Raw genomic sequence first — 19642 nt, 5'->3', positions numbered from 1 at the left:
CCTGCAACCCCAACATGCCAAAGGCCCCGCAAAGCCTTTCATCTGGAGTAGCCTGATGACCGATCGCATCGAGATCGCCGGATTGCGGATCGCCCGCGAGCTGCATGATTTTGTGGCCGAGGAAGCACTGTCCGACACCGGCATCGCCGCCGACGCGTTCTGGAACGGTTTTTCGGCCATCGTCCATGACCTTGCCCCGAAGAACCGGGCACTGCTCAAAGAACGCGACGCCATGCAGGCAAAGCTCGACGGCTGGTATCGCGAGAACGGCGCGCCCATCGACATGGAGGCTTACAAGGGCTTCCTGAAAGAGATCGGCTATCTCGTCCCCGAGGGGCCGGCCTTCAGCGTGTCGACCGAGAATGTCGACCCGGAAATCGCCGTCGTTGCCGGGCCGCAGCTGGTCGTGCCTGTCATGAACGCGCGCTATGCGCTCAACGCCGCCAATGCGCGCTGGGGTTCGCTCTATGACGCGCTCTACGGCACGGACGCCATTCCCGAAACCGGCGGCGCCGAAAAAGGCAAGGGTTTCAATCCGGCGCGCGGCGCCAAGGTCGTCGCCTGGACGAAGACCTTTCTCGACGAGGCCGTGCCGCTGACCTCCGGCAAATGGGCTGGGGTGAACGGCCTGTCGGTGGCCAATGGCGCGCTGAAGCTCAGCGCCGGCGCCGGTTCGACGACGCTGGCCGACCCCAGGCAATTCGTCGGCTATCGCGGCGATGCCGCCAACCCGCAAGCCGTGCTGTTGGTCAAAAATGGCCTGCATGTCGAGATCGTCATCGACCGCGCCAACCAGATCGGCCGCACCGATCCGGCAGGCATTGCCGACGTCATCCTGGAATCGGCGCTGACCACCATCCAGGACTGCGAGGATTCGGTCGCGGCCGTGGATGCCGAAGACAAGGTCGTCGTCTACCGCAACTGGCTCGGCCTGATGAAGGGTGATCTGGCCGAAGAGATCAGCAAGGGCGGCAAGAGCTTTGTCCGCAAGCTCAATCCGGACCGCGTCTACACCGCCCCCACCGGCGGCCAGCTCACCGTGCCCGGCCGCTCGCTGATGCTGGTCAGGAATGTCGGCCACCTGATGACCAATCCGGCGATCCTGGACCGCGATGGCAACGAGGTGCCGGAAGGCATCATGGACGCCGCGCTCACCGCACTGATCGCGCTGCACGATGTCGGGGCCAAGGGCCGCCGCGCCAATTCCCGCGCCGGCTCGATGTATGTGGTGAAGCCCAAGATGCACGGGCCGGAGGAAGTCGCCTTCGCCGTCGAGATCTTTGACCGGGTCGAGGCGCTGCTCGGCATGGCGAAAAACACCATCAAGATGGGCATTATGGACGAGGAGCGGCGCACCACCGTCAACCTCAAGGAAGCGATCCGTGCCGCAAAGGAGCGCGTGGTGTTCATCAACACCGGCTTCCTCGACCGCACCGGCGACGAGATCCACACCTCGATGGAAGCCGGACCGATGATCCGCAAGGGCGACATGAAGCAGGCCGCCTGGATTTCCGCCTATGAGGCCTGGAATGTCGACACCGGGCTCGAGTGCGGGCTGGCCGGCCACGCCCAGATCGGCAAGGGCATGTGGGCGATGCCGGACCTGATGGCGGCGATGCTGGAACAGAAGATCGCCCATCCCAAGGCCGGCGCCAACACCGCCTGGGTGCCGTCGCCGACGGCGGCGACGCTGCACGCCACGCACTACCACAAGGTGGACGTCCATGCCGTGCAGGCGGCGCTGAAGAGCCGGCCGAAGGCGAAGCTTGACGACATCTTGTCGGTGCCGGTGGCCGTGCGGCCGAACTGGACGCCCGACGAGATCCAGCGCGAGCTCGACAACAACGCGCAAGGCATTCTGGGCTATGTCGTGCGCTGGATCGACCAGGGCGTCGGCTGCTCGAAAGTGCCCGACATCAACGATGTCGGCCTGATGGAAGATCGCGCCACGCTACGCATCTCCTCGCAGCACATCGCCAACTGGCTGCGTCACAAAGTGTGTTCGGAAATCCAGGTGCGCGATTCCCTGCAGCGCATGGCGGCCATTGTCGATCGCCAGAATGTCGGCGACCCGCTCTACCGGCCGATGGCGCCGGATTTCGATCATTCCATCGCCTTCCAGGCAGCTTGCGACCTGGTGTTCAAGGGCACCAGCCAGCCCAACGGCTATACCGAGCCGGTGCTGCACGCGCGGCGGCTGGAGCTGAAGGCAAGGCAGGGTTAAGCGGATCTGCGTTTGAAATGACCTGACGCAACGGGTCGATCAAGTCTCGTCGGTCCGTGCTGCCCTTCATTGACCTGCCGGGCGGTCGTCATTCGAAAAAGCCAAGCAATTGGCTTTTCGTCCGTTTCGCGGACCGCCCCTCAACTCTCCGTATAGTGACGGGGAGAAGACGCTGCCATCGCCGATTTCGCCAATCGCAAACGTGGCAAGAAGAGCGACGAGGGCGCAGTAGCTCCCTTCTCCCCGTCACTATACGGGGAGAAGGTGCCGGCAGGCGGATGAGGGGCGGCGCTACGATCGGTTAGACAGCGAACCGGCGTCACGAGGTCGAGTCCTCGATCACATAAATGAGATGTCGAGGTGATGGGCAATCGGTTCCAGGCGCCTTGACGGTCAACTATCTACCTACTAGTTGGTAGGTAGTTGAAACGAGAGATCCCATCATGCTTGGACAAGTGAACGATCAGACCCGCGCCGCGTCATCAAACGGCTGGCTCAAAAGCTATTATTATATGCGGTTTGCCGTATCGGCAGCCTGGGTTGCGGCGGCTTTCACCGTCGCGAAAAGCAGCCTACCGCTCGCTGCCGCCATGCTGGTGGCCTACCCCGCATGGGACGCGCTGGCGAACTACATCGACGCCCGGCGCACGGGCGGACTTAGCCGCAACAAGTCGCAATTGCTCAATTTCGTCGTCAGCATCGTCACCGCGATTGCAATTGCCATCGCGCTCGGTCACAGCATGAACGCGGTGCTTTCGGTCTACGGCGTCTGGGCGGTTGTCTCCGGCGTGCTTCAGCTCCTGACGGCGTTGCGCCGCTGGAAAACCAACGGTGCGCAATGGGCGATGATACTGAGCGGCGCCCAATCCGCGCTGGCAGGTGTCTTCTTCGTCAAGATGGCCGGCGGCACGGAGATCATTGGCATCACCAATGTTGCGCCCTATGCCGCGTTCGGTGCCTTCTACTTCCTCGTGTCCGCTCTATGGCTGTCGGTCAGCGACGTCCTTCGCAAGTCGCCGCGGGTCGCAAGTTAAAGTCCCCTTGCGGAAAGGCAGGTACGTTTATGAGCAAGCCTTCGAACACTGCCGATGAGATCCTGGCCGCCGCGCGAACCTTCATCGTCGCCGGCGGCTACAGTGGCTTCAGCTACGCCGACATCGCCGAAGTGATCGGCATCCGCAAAGCCAGCATCCATCACCATTTCCCCAGCAAGGTCGACCTCGTGCAGACCCTGCTCAAGCGCTATCTCGAGGAGGCCGTCACGGGCCTGGGCGGGCTCGAGCGCGATGTCCCGGAGTCGCCTCAGTTGCTGCGAACCTATGCCGGCATCTGGGCCCGGTGCATCGAGGATGCGAGCATGCCGTTCTGCGTCTGCGCGCTGCTTGCCAGTGAGTTGCCGGCCCTTCCGCCGGAGGTTGCCGTGGAAGTCCGGGCGTATTTCCAGTTCCTCTCGGGATGGCTGACCGGCGTCATCGAGCGCGGTGCGGAGACAGGCACGCTGGCAATTTCCGCTTCGCCACGCGTCGAGGCCGAGGCTTTCATGGCGACCGTGCATGGCGCAATGCTTTCGGCGCGAGCTTATGGCGATGTCTTGACCTTCGGCATGATCCTGACGCCGACGCTTCAGAAGTTGATTCCCGCGACCGATTGATCCGGGCAAAAAGGATTGCGGACCTGGCCTAGCTGCAAATGGCCTTCACGCCGCCTGTGCCACCCGCTCCGAACTCATGCGATAGGAAATCGCCTCGGCCAGATGGATGCGGCCGACGGTTTCGCTGGCGTCGAGATCGGCGAGCGTTCTCGCCACTTTCAGCACGCGGTGGTAGGCGCGAGCGGAAAAGGCGAGCTTTTCGCTGGCGTCCTTGAGCAGCGACAGGCCGGCGGAGTCGGGCATGGCGATGTCCTCGATGACCGCCGGCGCGCAATGCGCGTTGGTGGTGGCGCTGGTCACGCCGAGCCGTTCGAAACGCTCGCGCTGGAGGCTGCGGGCGCGTGCCACGCGCAGCGCCACCGCTGCACTCTTCTCCGCCCTGTCCGGCCGGATCAAGTCGCTGGCCGAGACCGCCGGCACTTCGATCCGCAGGTCGATGCGGTCGAGCAGCGGGCCGGAGATGCGCGCCTGGTAGTCGGTGCGGCAGCGCTCGCCGCGCAGGCAGCGATAGCCCGGCTCGCCCGCCATGCCGCAGCGACACGGGTTCATCGCCGCCACCAGCTGGATGCGCGCCGGATAGGTGACGCGATGGTTGGCGCGCGCGATCATGCAGTCGCCGGTTTCCAGCGGCTGGCGCAGGGCGTCTAGCGTCTGCGGCGTGAATTCGGGAAACTCGTCGAGGAACAGCACGCCATGATGCGCCAATGACACCTCACCCGGCCGTGCGCGCAACCCGCCGCCGACCATCGCCGCCATCGAGGCCGAATGGTGCGGGGCGCGGAATGGCCGCCGGTCAGTCAGCTTGCCTTCGCCGAGCTCGCCCGCCACCGAGGCGATCATCGAGACTTCGAGCAATTCCTTCGGCGCCAGCGGCGGCAGGATCGACGGCAGACGCTGCGCCAGCATCGATTTGCCGGAGCCGGGCGGTCCGACCATCAGGACATTATGGTCAATTAATTGACACTGATGATAGTGGCGTATAGTTCGGTCCGGCATGGCAAGAAAATTACCCAGCCGCCCGAGAGCGTATTCCTACATCCGGATGTCGACCGACATTCAGCTGCGGGGCGACAGCCGTCGCCGTCAGCTCGAACTGTCGGAGGCATACGCCAAGGAACACGAACTGGAACTAGTCAAAGAGTTCCAGCTGGAAGACCTAGGTGTGTCGGCCTTCAGGGGCGCCAACCTCGCGGCGGAATCCAGCCTCGGCCGGTTCCTGCGGTCAGTCAGGAATGGCCAGGTCCCCGTCGGTTCATATCTCTTGGTCGAATCCCTAGATCGCCTTAGCCGGCAAAATGTCTTCACGTCGCTCTCGATCTTCACGGATCTGATCAAGGCCGGAGTTAGACTCGTCACGCTGGCGGATGGCCAGGTCTACACCGCCGAAACAACGGACTTCAGCCAGTTGGTCGTGTCGCTGGCGATCATGAGCCGAGCCCACGAGGAATCGCAGATGAAGAGCCGCCGGTTGAGCGCGGCATGGACGAACAAGCGTGACAAGATAGATGACAGGAAGCTGACAGCGCTGTCGCCGGCTTGGCTGTCCTTGTCGTTGGATCGCAAATCCTTCGAGGTGAATGAAAAGCGTGCCCAGGTCGTGAGATCAATCTTCGAGGATGCGGCGGCGGGCCTTGGAAGCTACGCCATTGCAAGACGGCTGAACAAATCAGGTGTCGCACCGTTTGGTCGATCGAAGGGGTGGCAGACCTCCTACATCGGGAAAATCCTCACCAGTCGCGCAGCCATTGGGGAATACCAGCCGCACAGGATTGTCGACGGTCGGCGGATCGCCGCAGGGGCCGCCATCCCGAACTACTTTCCACCAGTCGTTGATGAGCAACTCTATCTCATGGTCCAGGCTGGGCGTTCACAGCGACGAGTCGGTGGAGCCGGGCGGAAGGGCCAGTTCGTCAGCAACTTGTTCTCCGGGTTGGCTCGCTGCGCGTATTGCGGTGCGCAGATGCACTTCATCAACAAGGGCCAAGGTCCAAAGGGCGGTGTGTACCTAACCTGCGACAACGCGCGGCGGGGCCTCGGCTGTGACAACGTGGCTTGGCGCTACAATGACTTTGAGTCATCGTTCTTGACGTTCGTCGAAGAGATCGATCTCGAGTCACTGCTCCAGCCCCAAGGTGATTCCGGCGAACAGCAGAACATCGAGAGGGAGTTTCAATCACTGGAGGGCAAACTGGTTCGGCTTGAGAAGGAGCGAGACAGGACGTTCCGGCTACTGCTCGACCAGGAAATGCCAACCGACTTCTTGAAGGGCGAGCTTGCCAGAGTTCAGCGGGAAATCGACGGGCTATCAGTAGATAGCGACCGGCTCGCAGGGGAGCGGCGTCGCCTCGACGCGGAGATGGCCAATTTCGTCGAGAGCCGTGACGAGATTCAGAACCTAGTGTCCGACATGCGTAGCCGCGCCGGAGACGACAGATATAGGCTTCGCGCAAATTTGGCCAGTCGGCTCAAGTCACTCGTCTCGGGGGTCGAAGTTGCCACTTTGGGTGACAGGGGACCAAATGCCGGAAACCTCATCGAGATGACAAGTGAAGAGCACGACTTCTTCAATGGGGGCGATGGCCGTTCCTCAGCCTCAGATTTCAAAGTGCCGGACCGTTCGGCGCGTCATTTTAACGTCTTCTTCAAGGACGGCACGAACCGGCTCGTCCATCCCCGATCGGCCGATTCAGCCGCCGGTGAAAGCCAAGTTTATCGATCATTATTTCCGGCGGACAGGCAACGCTAATTGCCGTTGGCCCATTGGTAGCGCAGGTGGAGCCGCCAGAACTCGGCGTACAACTGATGAAGACGCCGATCCACCACGCTGGCCTTGAAGTTCGGATAGTCGATAGCCGCAGATTTCCTGGCCAGAAGGTCGCTGAACTCAGCCTTGGAAACATAAACCCGACATGCATAGTCGGCGCCGGGCGACATGGTGATCTCCTGGTTAGGAAAGAGCGCTTCCAGATGCCTGACGTTCCGGGCCCGGACGACCAGATTGTCTGGGCTGTTTCGATCCCGAACTGCTGAAACAAACCCTTCTTTGAAGCATATCCACATGTCGCACCCCCTTTGCAGGGTCGTCTCAGTACCCTGATGGTTTGGGCATGAACAGGGCGCTACTTGGGTCGAGTTCGACGGTTATGCGCCAGATCGGATCTCGGCCTTCCGAGCAAGAGCAGCGGCGATGCTTTTGTCCAAGACGTCATGATCAACTCGGGATGGGTATCGGCCGACGTGGATTTCAATCGACCGGCGATAGGCCTCAATAAAGGCATCCTCATCGACCCAGCTCTTTTCCAGCACCTGAAATGGCCAGTCGTAGAGCTGCCCGCCTCCAACGCCGCCTCTTTCAAGAAGGGTCTCGGCGGCGATCAGGTACTCGATAGGTGATGCTGGCGGAACGGAGACAAGGCCGAATTCGTCGACGGCCCATTGATCATTTTGAAACAAAACTGGCATTTCGAAACCCTTATGGCCATGCAGCAGCGCATATAGGAGATCGAGGGCGGCATCGCCAGACGTCTAAGCCGACCGAGCTTAAAACGATCCAACCATGGATTGCTCTGGTCAACCTGGGATGCCTTTGAGCCAGCCGCGCAGTGGCAGCCGTTTCGCCAGGTGGCTGCCTGGGTTCAATATTCTGCCATTCTCCACACCAGAGTGGTGACGGAGATTGGCGATATCCGGTTGCTATTTCCGGACCGGGACGACCGACGCGTGGCGAAGGAAGCCGCAATGACGATAATGGCAAAAAAGGACTTCAGTGGCGGCAAAGATCGCGGATGAATTTCCAGTCGATCATGGCGCCGTTCCGATACTCTATCTCTTTGGCAGCGTAGGCTACAACTCGGGCCAGATCCCGATCCGTATCGGCGACCTGTTGGATCATCATCTTGCCCTTGGTTGCGATTGGCCTCGGGCGACATCCTCGAAGCTCAACGACACGGTCAGGCGCGAACCAAAACGGAGCGTTCAGCAGAAAGTGCAGCGCCGAGGCTTTGCCTGGCGGCGCGACTACCAAGTGGCCATGAATGTCGGGATAGAGCTCAAAAAATGCCAGGCCCGCCATTCGGCAGTCCGACTTGCGCCAACTCCGGCCGAGGTAAAAGCGATCGACGCGCGCCGCCCAACCAACCAACGCATCCTCAAGGGCTGGACGAGTCGAATTGGGCGCCAGCATCGCCGTGACATGGAACAGCGGCCTTCTCAATCCCGAAATCGTTTCGGCTAGAGCCCTTTTGTAGCGCTCTCGCTGCTCTCGCGTCATGACCGTTCCCGACCGACTTTGAGGTACTTAGGGTCCGCGTCAACCTCACCCGGGCACTAGCGCCTGGACGCTGGAACAACTCCAACAAACCGTGATCAGCAAGCAGACGGAGGCCGCGAGATTTCGCATCCTTATCGACGCCGAGGTCGTCCAATAGGTGCCTTGGTATTGAAACCCAGTCAGAACCAGTCAATGCCTGCTGATGGTGGACGGCGACCAGAACCGCCAAGCATTTTCCCTCCAGCCTGGAAGCGGTAGCGATTTGCTCGAACGGTATAGGCCCTCTCAGGAACCTAGCCTTCTTCTGCCGAGCCTTGGCTACAGAAAATGGAGTGGCGACCTCGACCTCTGAGAAAGGGCGGTCAAAGGCCCTCTTGCGTTCAGCCCTCATCGTGATCTTTCCCGTGAAGCCTGCCAACAATTCGCGCCCACATGTCGGCACCCTTCTCGTCCATGAACCGGTCAGGCGCCCGGACGACGGCAGCGTCGGTCCTGATCGACAGACCACAGACGGCCTCGCCCGCTCTGGTCATGATCGCCTGCATCTCTGCTACCCGCGCGTCCAATTCTTCGATTGGGCATTCGATGAGGAACGCATCATGTACCGGGGCAGCTACTCGAATCCCCTGCTCGACAGCGGCTATGGCCGCGATCCGCATCATCTCAGCTCCATTGGCTTGCATCGGAAAGTTCATCAACGAAGTTGGCCTAGTTTCGCGGCCGACACGGGCCTTCCACCCGAAAGTCGACTGAAGCTCCAGGTTGATGTAGGCGCTATCGACAGCTTCTTGGATAAATCGCCAATAGCGATTGTAGATTCGCTTGTGCCTTAGCAGCAAATCAGCAGCTTCCACGGGTGTGATTCCGGCCCTCGCAGCCAGCGTATCCTTTTCCATACCATAGCCGATGCCCAGAACAATCGCCTTGCAAACACCTCGTATCTCTGGGTGCGACAGGGCACTGGCCCCGGTCGGTGCAAGCCCTGCGTCGATAGCGAACCGCATATATGGGTCGCCGGAGGAATAGGCGTCGCCAAGTCGCTCGTCACCGGATAGTCCGGCGGCGATGCCGATCTCCTGGGCAGCCCAGTCTATGTATGCTAAGGCGCTTCCAGCTTCCGGCCTGATCAGTTGGCGCATCCATCGCGCGGGCCCGTAGATCAGCTTCGAAGTCGATGGCTGGTTCCGACCGGTCACTGACGAAAAGGGCGAAAGAGCGCACCTGTTGCGCCCGTCGGAATTTATCTGCAGCCCGGCCCCGTTCATCCTAGCCAAGGTCCTGCGCAGCTCGTGAAGTGGGCGGATCTTTGGATAGCTGTCGGCCATCCTGCTAAACGCATCATCGTCCAGCGCGAGTGAGCCCGAAGGGAGGCGGGGCCAGGGGATACCGGTGGCAGCCAAAAATCTGGCGAACCGGTCGATCTTGAAAGTCGTCTGCTCGAAGACTCCGAACTGGCGATCGACATCTGCGATCAAGCCAGCCTTCATGCCGACCCAATTGTCACAAGCGCGGCGGTAAATCTCATGATCGACTGGGATCCCGTTGCGCACGATTTTGGCAACAGCGGCCATGTATCGGCCGCGCAACAGGACCCTATCCAGGTCGAGGTCAGGCATCATCTTAGGAAGCAATGCCGCTAAGGCGAGAACGTCGCTCTCGCAGTAGCCGAGAATCTGCAGCCGCTCGGATTCCGTCCACAACTGCCTGGACAAAATCAGTTCGCGAAAGCGCTCCTTTTCGGCGGCCTCGATGTGGCCAAGACCTCGGATCGCCATTGCGTCCAAGAGAGAATTACCGACTTTAGCGCCGAAGGTATTCGTCTGAACCCGATGTTCGGCGAAAAGATCGATGACATGCACCGGCAGGGGCCAGCCCAGTTCCAAAAAGCAGGAGAGTTCGGCCGGCGCGAAGTAGGCGAGGAACAGGCTATCCGGACCAACGTCAAAGGGAGCCCGCTTCATGTCGTGGAGCTCGGTCCGCCACAGCTTGATCGTTCGTCGGCCTTTCAGTTCAAGAGCGACCATGCAGACGGGTTTCGGCACCTCTGGCTCGCCGTTGTACTCGAAGTCGACAAGCCAAATTTCCTTGAAGGCGGCGATGCCACCGCCGCCCTTTCTCTGAGACAGGGTCATGACTTACAGGCCCCGCAGCCGCCGGATGATGGGGTGGAGTTCGGTATCGATAACGCGCCCGTCGAAAGCGATCTTCAGCATCTCGTTAATCGGGATCGACGAGAACCTCGCGTCTTCAAGAGCACCCTGCGCGCGGTAGACGCGATAGGCGCCGAGGTTCATGTCGCCAGCGATCCGAACCCAGCTGTTCTTCGCCTCCCCGATGGCGGCCAACTTCGACGCCGTCCAGTTACACTGCCGACCGTCTTGCGGCAGGGTAACCGGCCAGATACCCAACACGCCGGTCGTGGTCACAAAGTGATAGAGCGTAGCGATCCGGTCCTCACCCGACATGCAATTCCGCATCGAGGGCGGGACGAAATAGGTCGTGTCGCGGTCCTGCTTGTCGATGAAGATGGCCACCGTGATAGACATCGCCTGAGCGGGGCAGATGCGGAAGAACTCCTGGCGAGCTGGCTTCCGGACGGGGATGGTCGTGAAAATCTCAGAAACGGGCTGGAGCGCGTCTGAGGGGTTGATCCGGATAGCTTCGAGATCGTCGAAAATGCTGGCCTTGGCGGTCGGCTGGCCTTCGTAGTCGTTGAAGTCGGTCATTCGCTTACCTTCTCGATTTCGGTTCTCATCGCGATGTCACGACAATCGCAGAAACCGAGGGGTCGACGCCAAGGTCAAAACCGGTCAAATCCGGCCATCTGCAGTCAGGTCGGCCAGGCCTCCTTCTTGGCTCGGCGGAAGGTCTCGTGGCTGACCTGGTCTTTCCCGGCGGAACGCAGGTCATGGTTCAGCTGGCTAAGCATCGTTTTGTCGGATACGCCGCTGGGCCGGTGCTCGCCATGTCGCGACCGCAATAGCTGGACCGACGCCGCGCGTTTCGTGCCCTTGTCGGGCACGTCTTGAAGCGGCCGGCCTTGCGACTGGTTCTGCAACGCCCGAGGCCGGGGTTGCGGAGCATCTGGTGTCCAGTTGCCGGCCGAGAATTCGAGCTCCAGCCCCAGCTCGTCGTCCGACAAAGCGAGGAGACGAGCACGTTCGCGCGTTGCGTCCTTTCGCATTTCCTCGATCTGTGACTCCTCGAATTCGTCGCCGCCGCTCAGGTTCAATCCTCTGGAGGGGACGATGCTTTCGACGATTTGGTCGACAATGGCGTCACGGTCGGCTGGCGACAAGGGCATTGTGGTTTGTTCCAAGGCGGAACCCATGGCTTCGCACCGGCGCGAACCCGGTCCATATTCTCCTTATATAGTAGGGCCGTCGGTATCCGAGAAGGCGTTGTCGACGGGCGCGTCGGGGGCGTCCACCGCGCGCAAGAACCGGAATACAGTGGCCTTGCCGATTCGGAGCTGCCGTGCGATCGCATTCAGGCTGGCACCGGACCGGCGCAGGGCAAGGATCTCGGTGGCATGACCCGGCGCCTTTGGCTTTCGTCCTCGATACTTGCCCTCGACCTTGGCCGTCGCGATACCTTCTCGCTGTCGCTCAAGCATCATTTCGCGCTCGAATTCGGCGACCCCGGCCAAAACGCTTAACATCAGTTTTCCCGTCGGTGTTCCAGTGTCGATGCCCATGTTCTCAATTCTGACCCCGACGGCCTTGCACGCGAGCCGATCGAGAATCTCCCACATGTGTTTCACTGACCGGGCGAGGCGGTCCAGTTTCGTCACCACAAGGGTGTCACCTTCGCGGGTAAAATCGATGGCCGATTCAAGTGCCTCGCGCCGACCCAAGGCGGATACCTGTTCGCTGAAAATCTTCTCGCATCCCAAGCCAGCCAGATCCCGCACCTGGGCAGCCAAGCCAGCTTCTTGGTCGAGTGTCGAAGTTCGCGCATAGCCAACTAACATTCAGCCTCCTCGGTCCACTGAGGTAGCCTCTGTAAACTGAACTGGTCCAAAGTACATGCGAATGTCGTGGACCGGAGCGGTCTCGTCGTGAGGGACCGGTCCACACGGCCAAGGCCTATTGGACTGGCTGTTTCTTTCCGTCATCGACCGTCCAGCCTTCGGTCGAAGATTTCGCACAATCGAATTGAAATTGGCGGCGGACCGGAGCTTTGCGATTTTAGTACCGATAGTCCGAGGTCCAAATCGAGAGAGGCTTGCAAACACCGAGTTCAAGTGGCCACAGTGGTAGTTGGAGGGCAACACTTGCGATTCGTCAATAATCCACCTGATGCGGGCTCACTGATGATGTCGTCGCGCAGTTTCGGCAACTACGACCTGCCGAGCGCGCTCGCGGATCTCGTTGACAACAGCATTAAGGCGAAGGCTCGCGCGGTACACATCAGCTGCATTCGCTCCGACACCTCGATCGAAGTCCGCGTCCGGGACGACGGAGAGGGTATGAATGCGGCCGAGTTATTTGCTGCCATGAGGCCGGCGAGCACAAATCCTGAAGCCGAACGTTCCCCAGACGATCTTGGTCGCTTCGGCTGGGGCCTGAAGTCCGCTTCATTCTCGCAGTGCCGAAGGCTGACCGTGCTGTCGTCAAGAGAAGGCGAGTATTCGGGGGCGGAATGGGATCTCGACACAATCGAAGGCTGGAGCATGGCGGAACTCGACGGGGGAGAGACCGCGGCGCTGGCGCATCCAGATCTCCTCAATGGACCGGGAACCGAAGTGATTTGGCGGAACTGCGACCGACTCTCTGAGAACGGGCGCATCGGCCCGGAGGCTTTTAACGAACTTGTGACTCACGCCCGTGGGCGCCTCGCTCTACTTTTCCATCGCTACCTCTCGGGTGAGGTAAATGGCCGCCCGCTGCGGATCACGCTCAACGGACAGCACATCGAGCCATTCGATCCCTTCCATCGGACTAACAACGCCACGCAGCCTATTTTTCCTGAGACAATCCACCTGCCCGACGGCTCGTCGATCACTATCCGTGGGTATATTCTTCCGCACTTTTCGAAGCTGGCGCTGTCCGAATATGAGCGTCTCGCCGGTGAAGAGGGCTTCGTTCGCAATCAGGGCTTCTACGTTTACCGGAATGATCGGCTTATCATGAACGGGACCTGGTTCAGGCTCGTTCGGCACGGCGAGCTCTCGCAACTGGTTCGTATCGCGATCGACATTCCGAACTCGCTCGATGAGATGTGGAAGATAACCGTCGACAAAGCGGACGCGCAGTTACCTTCGGTGCTGCGCGACCGACTGAGGGCACTGATCGCCAACTTGCGCCGCGCCTCGGGCGACGCATTCCGATCCCGAGGTGGAAGAATGGCAAGCAACGGAAGCACGCCGGTCTGGAGCAAGTACGCGCGGGGTGGGCAGATCCGCTACTACATCAACCGTGAACATCCGCTCGTCGTCTCCCTGCTCAAGGACGACGCAGCCCCCGCGCGGACTAAGACGGCGGCGGCGGCTATATCGATCATCGAGCAACAGTTTCCCTCTATCAGCATCGGAGAGGACGTCGTGCGCGCTCCGGACGCGATGAATCAAAGCGAGTTCGACGCCCGCGCCTTCTTGGAGACGCTCGACGCGGCGCTTCCCGCGCTGCTGAGCCAAGCCGGATCGATCGATGGGCTCGTTAAGCTGCTCGGAGTAACCGAGCCGTGGGCAGGGCACACATCAGTCGTGGGTGAACACCTCAAGGCCAAGGGCTGGACCAATGCCGCACGAAAGTGAACTCGCCTATTTTCGCAGCCGGGTGCACGATCTGCATGGCGACCTGATCCGATCCGGAGAGGGGTTACCGGAGGGCGCCATCAGGCACCTTGTCGAAACGGGCCCATTCAGCCACCTCGACGAGGCCGCGCGGACTGAGATTGTCAAAGAGCTGGAGGGCGCCTTCGTTACACGGCAGAAGCGCGGCGCGATGATCGTCGAGAACGCGCGGCCTTGGCTGGCCGACCGGCGGCCTAGCATACCGTTCTACTACTGGGACCGCCTCAGGCGGTTCTATCTCGAAGGTGGATCGCTCCCCGCGCATGTCCTCGCGACGCTGGATCACGATACGGACCAAGTGCTCGACCAGTGCGGCGATCCGCTCTCGCTTGCCGCAGGCGCCCGCCGCGGCATGGTGATGGGGCATGTCCAATCCGGCAAGACGACCAACTACTCGGCGCTTATCTGCAAGGCAGCCGACGCCGGCTACAAAGTGATCATCCTGCTGGCCGGCATAACCAACTCGCTCCGAGCACAAACGCAGGAACGCCTCGACGAGACCTTCATTGGCAAGAAGTCGGTTTTCGGCCCCGTCGCGGCAGAGACGCTGCCGATTCAGAACTACACCAGCGTCCGGCGCATACCGTCCTACGGAACTACTCGCGACGCCGACTTCGTGAGCGGCCGGGAAGGCATGTTCTTCAGTCTGTCGGGCCACAACGAGCCCATCATCTTCGTCACAAAGAAGAACAAGGGCGTGCTCGAACGGCTGGGCGAATGGCTTAGCGGCCAGCACGACGTCGCCGACTTCCCACTCCTCCTGATCGACGACGAGGCAGATAACGCCTCGATCAACACGAAGAAGGAACCCAAGCTAACTACCGCCATCAACGGAGTGATCCGGGACATCCTCAAGCTGTTCCCGCGCTCGGCCTACGTCGGCTATACGGCCACTCCTTTCGCGAACATCTTCATCGACCCCGATACCCCGAAAGACATGGAGACCGACGATCTCTTTCCGAGGAACTTCATCAAGGCTCTGGACCCTCCAAACAACTACGTTGGGTCACGCCGCGTGTTCTGGGAGCACGGCGACCTGCGTGACGGCATGGTGCGCACCGTAGCCGACTACCGCGAGGTGCTGCCTCTAGCGCACAAGTCACATGAGCTGCCGGCGAATCTGCCGGAGTCGCTGCTCAAGGCGATCCGCGCCTTCTGCCTGACCCGGGCGATCCGTGTGCTCCGAGGTCAAGGCGCGAAGCATTGCTCGATGATGGTCAACGTCAGCAGGTTCAATGGCGTGCAGGAGTCCGTCCAAGGGCTCGTCTACGCCTATCTCACCAAGGTTCGCGAAGCGATCACGGTCCACGCGGGCCTGCCGCCGTCGCAGGTCGAGGATCCGGCCATGGCGGACTTGCGGGCGACCTTCAATGAGGAGTACGGGGAGCTCGAGGTCGTGTTCGATGACCTACTGCCGGTCATGCTGGAAGCCGTCGCCAGCATCGAGACCCGGACGGTCAACATGAAGGGTGGCGTACTAGACTACTCGGCGAGGCGCGAGCAAGGCCTGCATGTAATCGCAATAGGCGGCCTCGCCCTGTCACGTGGGCTCACGCTCGAGGGGCTCACCGTCTCTTATATCCTACGCAACACCGCCGCGAGCGACACACTGATGCAGATGGCCCGGTGGTTCGGCTACCGACCCGGCTACGAAGACATCTGCCGACTCTACCTGCCCAAGATCTCGCTCGACCACTACGAGGATGTCGACGACGCGACTGAAGAACTGCGGCTCGAGGTCAAGCGAATGGAGACGTTGCGGCAGACTCCAGCGGACTTCGGCCTCAAGGTGCGGCAAAGCCAGCTCGCCATCCGCGTCACCGCGGCAAACAAGATGCGTACCGCGACCGCGATGACCATCTCACAGGATTACTCTGCCCGCCACGTCGAGGGGCACGCGCTTCCAAATAGTCTGGAGGCCAACCAGTCCAACACGGCCGCCGTCGCCCGTCTCTTCGAGGTGATAGGCGCGCCGCGCGAGGCGGCGGCTGGACACCTTCTCTGGAGTGACGTCGACGGTTCGTCCGTGCAGGAAGTCCTGCGCTCGTTCTCATTCTCGGCGGTGCATCCCGATCTTGGACGGATCAGCGATACCTCGCTGCTCCAAGACTACATAGGCGACCGAATCAAAGGTGAACTGTCCAAGTGGGATGTCGCAGTTCCACAATTGCAGACCGGTTTGGCGGTAGATGTCGCAGGACTCAAGGTCCGCCCCCGCGCGCGCCGCCGTGGCATAGTTCAGCACGGTACCTACCGCGTGAACGGGCAGAAGAACCGGGTCGCCGACAAGCCGGACGTGTCGATCGGCATGGGCGCGGAAGAGATCAGACACGCAACGGAGATCGCGGCAGCGGACGATATCAGCGGGGAGCGCGCCGCGTGCATGGCACGGTTGCGCCCGCTGCTGCTGATCCACGTCTTCAACGCACTTCTCAGCCCTGAGGCCGAGTCCGACGCTTCCCTCGCGATAGGCAATCCGGTTATCACGCTCTCCTTCGCGCTGCCCGGCACCGCCCAACCCGCCAAGACGCGCGTCTATCAGGTTAACGCGATCTACAAGAGGCAGCTTGAGCTCTTCGCGGCAGGCGAGGAGGACGACGACGCGGACGCGATAAATGGGGACCAAAATGCTGGCTGACTGGAGCGCCATCACGCCATCGCGAGATCCCGGCTCGCTGAATGTCTTGCGCGCTGACGGCAGCCATCCGCTCGACTTCCGAATCGGCCGAGACGCGCGCGGCCGATACGTTTTTCAGCTCGATGCCGAACGCGGTTCGGACGAGGGCGCCTCGTCCGAACCGCCGGCTGGCATGGACGTGGTCGTCGACGACCTCGGAGGCGGCGTCTCGCGCCTTACGCTTACACTCCATGATGAGGAAGATTTCGCGATCTTTCGCGTCTTGTGCACCGATCTGCTTGATGTGACCCGGGTCTTTGAGGCGGGCGAAGGTGCGCGGGCGCGGCGGATACTGCTCGGCCGCTTGCGGCAGTGGCAGGAGGTGCTCGCTCGGCGGCGGAGGAAACTGCTCTCTCGTAACGAGATCCTGGGTCTGGTCGGCGAGCTGCTGTTCCTTAGAGACATCATGTGCCAACGGTTCGGTCTGCCGCTGGCGGTTGCGAGCTGGCGCGGGCCATATGGCGATGAGCAGGACTTCGCCATATCCGGCTTGATCGTGGAGGTGAAGACTCAAGGCACCACCGCTGACCGCAGGCTCCGCATTTCCTCTGAGGATCAACTGGACACCGCAAGCAGCCGCATCGTGATCTGCCAGCAGGGCGTTGCGGCTTGCGATAAGGGCGAGCCGGGCGCTGCCAGCCTCAATGGCCTCGCCAGGGAGTTGTCGCAGGTGAGCATGGAGATGCCGGAATGTCGCGCACGGCTGGAAATTGGCCTCGACATTGCTGGTTGGCAGGACCTGCCGGAATACGACGACCACTGGAGATTGATCGACAGGAACTATTTCGAGGTCGGCGAGGGATTCCCGCGCATCACTCGCGCCGATCTCCGACCCGGCGTCGAGGACGTTCGTTACCGCATCCGGGTCGCCGATTGTATGTCTTTCCGCATCGAGGAGGAAACGGCCTTTGGAGGAATATCCGGATGAAGGAACTCGAGGGAGCCTTCGCAGAGTTCCGAAACGAGCTCTTGCTCGAAGCCGATGCCTCCGGTGACCTGCAGGCGGATGCCTTCTTCAATCTGTACGCCGCGGTCGCCTGCGAGGTAGGAGAGACAATCGATCTCGAGCACACGCCTGCCCGGCGCGAGGGCGGACGAAACACTTGGCAGATCGACGGCTTTGCGCTCGACGCTGAGCATGGTACACTGTACGTCGCCGTTTGCGACTTCAGATCCGAGCCTGAGCTCCAGACGCTCAATGCGGGACAGATCGACACGCTGCTGCGCCGCGTTCGCAGCTTTTTGGAACAGGCCGCCGAGTCATCGTTCATCAACCAACTGGAGGATACTAGCGCGGCCTTCCGGGCGGCATACCCCATTTACAGTCAGTCCGGATCTATCCGCCGCGTCCGGGCAATGCTGTTCTCAAACGCCCGGATGTCGACCAAGCGCCCGCCGCAAGTGGCTGAGGAGATGATGGGCAGGCCGGTCACGTACAGCGTATTCGACTTCGGTCGCTACGCAGAGGCGACCGCCGCGAGCTCCGCGCCGCAACCGATCGAGATCGTTCTCGCGGACATCGGTGCGTCGCCTGTACCCTGTCTCGAGGCGTCCTCGGACAGCAGCGACTACCGCTCCTATCTCGTTGCCCTTCCCGGTCAGCTGCTGGCCGATATTTACGGCCTCTACGGTGCGCAACTGCTGGAGCAGAACGTACGCACCTTCCTGCAGGCGAAGACCAAGGTGAACCGTGGCATTATTGCAACGCTGCGTGAGCGACCGGGAATGTTTTTCGCTTACAACAACGGCCTGACCGCAACGGCGTCAGACGTGTCCACTTCCAAACTACCGGACGGCCAGCTCGCAATCACTGCGATACGCGACCTGCAGATCGTAAACGGCGGGCAGACGACGGCGTCGATCCTGTACGCGAAGGACCAGGCGAAGGCGGACCTCGCGGGAGTCCACGTCCAGATGAAGCTATCGGTGGTCAGCCCGGAGATGGTGGAGGATCTGGTCCCGAAGATCTCCCGTTACGCGAATACGCAGAACCGGATCAGCGAGGCCGACTTCTTTTCGAGTCATCCGTTCCACCTCGCGATGCAGCAGACGTCGCGCCGGGTCAGTGCGCCACCCAGGCCCGGTGCTCTGTCCGGCTCGAAGTGGTTCTACGAGCGAGCGAGAGGGCAATATCGGGATGCCTCGGCGTACATGACGCAGGCGCAGCGGAGAAAGCACGAGCTGGAGTTTCCACGCAGCCAGCTCATGGACAAGACTGACCTCGCCAAGTACGAGACGACGTTCGAGCCGCGGCCGGACATCGTGTCGAGAGGCGCGCAGAAGTGCTTCATCCATTTCGCGGAGAAGGCGGCGGATCGGTGGAAGGCGGTGCAAACCGAGTTCAATGAGGCTTGGTATCGCAACGCGTGCGCTAAAGCGCTGCTGTTTCGCTCAACCGACAGACTTGTCGGGGGTTCTGAGTGGTATGCCGCCGACCGTGGGTACAAGTCGCAGACGGTCGCATACACGCTTGCCTGGCTGGTGCACCGCGCTCGGGCGGGCGGCAAGGCGGGTCTTAATCTCCAAGTGGTCTGGAACTCGCAGGATATACCGGAGGAGATAGTGCGGGCGATCGAGCTGCTGGCGCCGCAGGTCTCCCGAACCATCCGTGACGCGCCCACGACAACTCGCAACGTCGGCGAATACTGTAAGACGCAGGCGTGCTGGGAGCGCGTGAGCAAGACGGCTTTCGACATTCCCGATCTACCCGATCACCTCCTGCTCGACCGCGAGGAGGCGCGCGAAGAGCGGCGCACCGCGGTGGCCGTACAGAAGATCGACTACGAAGTCGGGTTCGAAACGCTGCTCGTGGGCCTGGCTGGAAAGGCGGAGCTGATCCGCGCGATCGCGGCCAAGCGCCAGCTGCTCTCGCCGAGATCCAACGGAGCGCTGGAGAAACTTGGCCGATATCAGTTCGGCTTGTCGCAGTCCGAGAAGCGGGCGCTCCAGAACCTCTTTACCCGCCTCGACGAGGTTGGCGCCCCGGTGACCGCGCTGTGAATGACCGACGAATGGGGTATCAC

15 protein-coding genes and 1 pseudogene are annotated in these 19642 nt (G+C 61.3%); 8 read left to right on the top strand and 8 right to left on the bottom strand.

All coding sequences use genetic code 11. The features are described from left to right. The first annotated feature begins 55 nt into the window (after positions 1-55). The 3 genes from AC04SF_RS14570 (at position 56) to AC04SF_RS14560 (ending at position 3875) form a co-directional block, all read left to right on the top strand. Positions 56-2224 (top strand): malate synthase G, encoded by a 2169-nt coding sequence (locus tag AC04SF_RS14570; protein ID WP_488478368.1) that lies wholly within the window; start codon positions 56-58, stop codon positions 2222-2224. Positions 2225-2667: 443 nt separating this feature from the next. Beyond that, positions 2668-3258, top strand: coding sequence for a DUF308 domain-containing protein (locus tag AC04SF_RS14565; RefSeq protein WP_488478367.1), 591 nt, complete (start codon positions 2668-2670; stop codon positions 3256-3258). Between the two features lie 29 nt (positions 3259-3287). Continuing rightward, complete coding sequence (locus AC04SF_RS14560; protein WP_488478366.1) at positions 3288-3875, top strand: TetR/AcrR family transcriptional regulator; 588 nt, start codon at positions 3288-3290, stop codon at positions 3873-3875. Positions 3876-3920: 45 nt separating this feature from the next. Here the strand turns inward: AC04SF_RS14560 and AC04SF_RS14555 are convergent, their stop codons facing one another. Then, positions 3921-4871 (bottom strand): YifB family Mg chelatase-like AAA ATPase, encoded by a 951-nt coding sequence (locus AC04SF_RS14555; RefSeq protein WP_488478365.1) that lies wholly within the window; start codon positions 4869-4871, stop codon positions 3921-3923. Here AC04SF_RS14555 and AC04SF_RS14550 point away from each other — a divergent pair. Further along, a pseudogene (locus AC04SF_RS14550) lies at positions 4870-5955 on the top strand (recombinase family protein); the annotation flags it as partial. The gene AC04SF_RS14555 and the pseudogene AC04SF_RS14550 overlap by 2 nt on opposite strands. A 662-nt stretch (positions 5956-6617) precedes the next feature. On the opposite strand, the gene AC04SF_RS14545 reads toward AC04SF_RS14550, so the two are convergent. The 7 genes from AC04SF_RS14545 to AC04SF_RS14515 form a co-directional block, all read right to left on the bottom strand. After that, entirely contained in the window at positions 6618-6935 is a 318-nt protein-coding gene (locus tag AC04SF_RS14545; RefSeq protein WP_488478622.1) for a hypothetical protein, read from the bottom strand. A gap of 81 nt (positions 6936-7016) precedes the next feature. Then, positions 7017-7337 (bottom strand): hypothetical protein, encoded by a 321-nt coding sequence (locus tag AC04SF_RS14540; protein ID WP_488478364.1) that lies wholly within the window; start codon positions 7335-7337, stop codon positions 7017-7019. A gap of 301 nt (positions 7338-7638) precedes the next feature. Then, positions 7639-8145, bottom strand: coding sequence for a hypothetical protein (locus tag AC04SF_RS14535; RefSeq protein ID WP_488478363.1), 507 nt, complete (start codon positions 8143-8145; stop codon positions 7639-7641). Positions 8146-8525: 380 nt separating this feature from the next. Next, the gene (locus AC04SF_RS14530) at positions 8526-10277 is read right to left on the bottom strand and encodes a DNA polymerase (protein ID WP_488478362.1); all 1752 of its coding nucleotides are present in this window, start codon (positions 10275-10277) and stop codon (positions 8526-8528) included. A gap of 3 nt (positions 10278-10280) precedes the next feature. Next, entirely contained in the window at positions 10281-10871 is a 591-nt protein-coding gene (locus AC04SF_RS14525; protein WP_488478361.1) for a hypothetical protein, read from the bottom strand. Between the two features lie 104 nt (positions 10872-10975). After that, a complete protein-coding gene (locus AC04SF_RS14520; protein ID WP_488478360.1) occupies positions 10976-11476 on the bottom strand; it encodes a hypothetical protein in 501 nt (166 codons plus the stop codon). Positions 11477-11512: 36 nt separating this feature from the next. After that, the gene (locus AC04SF_RS14515) at positions 11513-12118 is read right to left on the bottom strand and encodes a recombinase family protein (RefSeq protein WP_488478359.1); all 606 of its coding nucleotides are present in this window, start codon (positions 12116-12118) and stop codon (positions 11513-11515) included. Between the two features lie 303 nt (positions 12119-12421). Here AC04SF_RS14515 and AC04SF_RS14510 point away from each other — a divergent pair, with 303 nt between their 5' ends. From AC04SF_RS14510 to AC04SF_RS14495, 4 genes are read left to right on the top strand one after another with little or no spacing between them, the layout of a single operon-like run. Then, on the top strand, positions 12422-13903 hold the full coding sequence (locus tag AC04SF_RS14510) for an ATP-binding protein (RefSeq protein ID WP_488478358.1): 1482 nt from the start codon (positions 12422-12424) through the stop codon (positions 13901-13903). Then, positions 13887-16580 (top strand): Z1 domain-containing protein, encoded by a 2694-nt coding sequence (locus AC04SF_RS14505; protein WP_488478357.1) that lies wholly within the window; start codon positions 13887-13889, stop codon positions 16578-16580. The genes AC04SF_RS14510 and AC04SF_RS14505 overlap by 17 nt, the downstream gene beginning before the upstream one ends. Continuing rightward, on the top strand, positions 16570-17547 hold the full coding sequence (locus tag AC04SF_RS14500; protein WP_488478356.1) for a PD-(D/E)XK motif protein: 978 nt from the start codon (positions 16570-16572) through the stop codon (positions 17545-17547). The genes AC04SF_RS14505 and AC04SF_RS14500 overlap by 11 nt, the downstream gene beginning before the upstream one ends. Then, complete coding sequence (locus tag AC04SF_RS14495; RefSeq protein ID WP_488478355.1) at positions 17544-19619, top strand: AIPR family protein; 2076 nt, start codon at positions 17544-17546, stop codon at positions 19617-19619. Before AC04SF_RS14500 ends, AC04SF_RS14495 begins: the two co-directional genes overlap by 4 nt. Positions 19620-19642: the final 23 nt, after the last annotated feature.

The sequence above is a fragment of the Mesorhizobium sp. CNPSo 4671 genome (assembly GCF_057784245.1).
This window is presented reverse-complemented; position numbering and strand designations above follow the sequence as displayed.

What these genes read in the sequence shown, in the direction of transcription:
- AC04SF_RS14570 (WP_488478368.1), top strand. Translation starts at nt 56, where the DNA reads ATGACCGATCGCATCGAGATCGCCGGATTGCGGATCGCCCGCGAGCTG.
- AC04SF_RS14565 (WP_488478367.1), top strand. Translation starts at nt 2,668, where the DNA reads ATGCTTGGACAAGTGAACGATCAGACCCGCGCCGCGTCATCAAACGGC.
- AC04SF_RS14560 (WP_488478366.1), top strand. Translation starts at nt 3,288, where the DNA reads ATGAGCAAGCCTTCGAACACTGCCGATGAGATCCTGGCCGCCGCGCGA.
- AC04SF_RS14555 (WP_488478365.1), bottom strand. Translation starts at nt 4,871, where the DNA reads ATGCCGGACCGAACTATACGCCACTATCATCAGTGTCAATTAATTGAC.
- AC04SF_RS14545 (WP_488478622.1), bottom strand. Translation starts at nt 6,935, where the DNA reads ATGTGGATATGCTTCAAAGAAGGGTTTGTTTCAGCAGTTCGGGATCGA.
- AC04SF_RS14540 (WP_488478364.1), bottom strand. Translation starts at nt 7,337, where the DNA reads ATGCCAGTTTTGTTTCAAAATGATCAATGGGCCGTCGACGAATTCGGC.
- AC04SF_RS14535 (WP_488478363.1), bottom strand. Translation starts at nt 8,145, where the DNA reads ATGACGCGAGAGCAGCGAGAGCGCTACAAAAGGGCTCTAGCCGAAACG.
- AC04SF_RS14530 (WP_488478362.1), bottom strand. Translation starts at nt 10,277, where the DNA reads ATGACCCTGTCTCAGAGAAAGGGCGGCGGTGGCATCGCCGCCTTCAAG.
- AC04SF_RS14525 (WP_488478361.1), bottom strand. Translation starts at nt 10,871, where the DNA reads ATGACCGACTTCAACGACTACGAAGGCCAGCCGACCGCCAAGGCCAGC.
- AC04SF_RS14520 (WP_488478360.1), bottom strand. Translation starts at nt 11,476, where the DNA reads ATGGGTTCCGCCTTGGAACAAACCACAATGCCCTTGTCGCCAGCCGAC.
- AC04SF_RS14515 (WP_488478359.1), bottom strand. Translation starts at nt 12,118, where the DNA reads ATGTTAGTTGGCTATGCGCGAACTTCGACACTCGACCAAGAAGCTGGC.
- AC04SF_RS14505 (WP_488478357.1), top strand. Translation starts at nt 13,887, where the DNA reads ATGCCGCACGAAAGTGAACTCGCCTATTTTCGCAGCCGGGTGCACGAT.
- AC04SF_RS14500 (WP_488478356.1), top strand. Translation starts at nt 16,570, where the DNA reads ATGCTGGCTGACTGGAGCGCCATCACGCCATCGCGAGATCCCGGCTCG.
- AC04SF_RS14495 (WP_488478355.1), top strand. Translation starts at nt 17,544, where the DNA reads ATGAAGGAACTCGAGGGAGCCTTCGCAGAGTTCCGAAACGAGCTCTTG.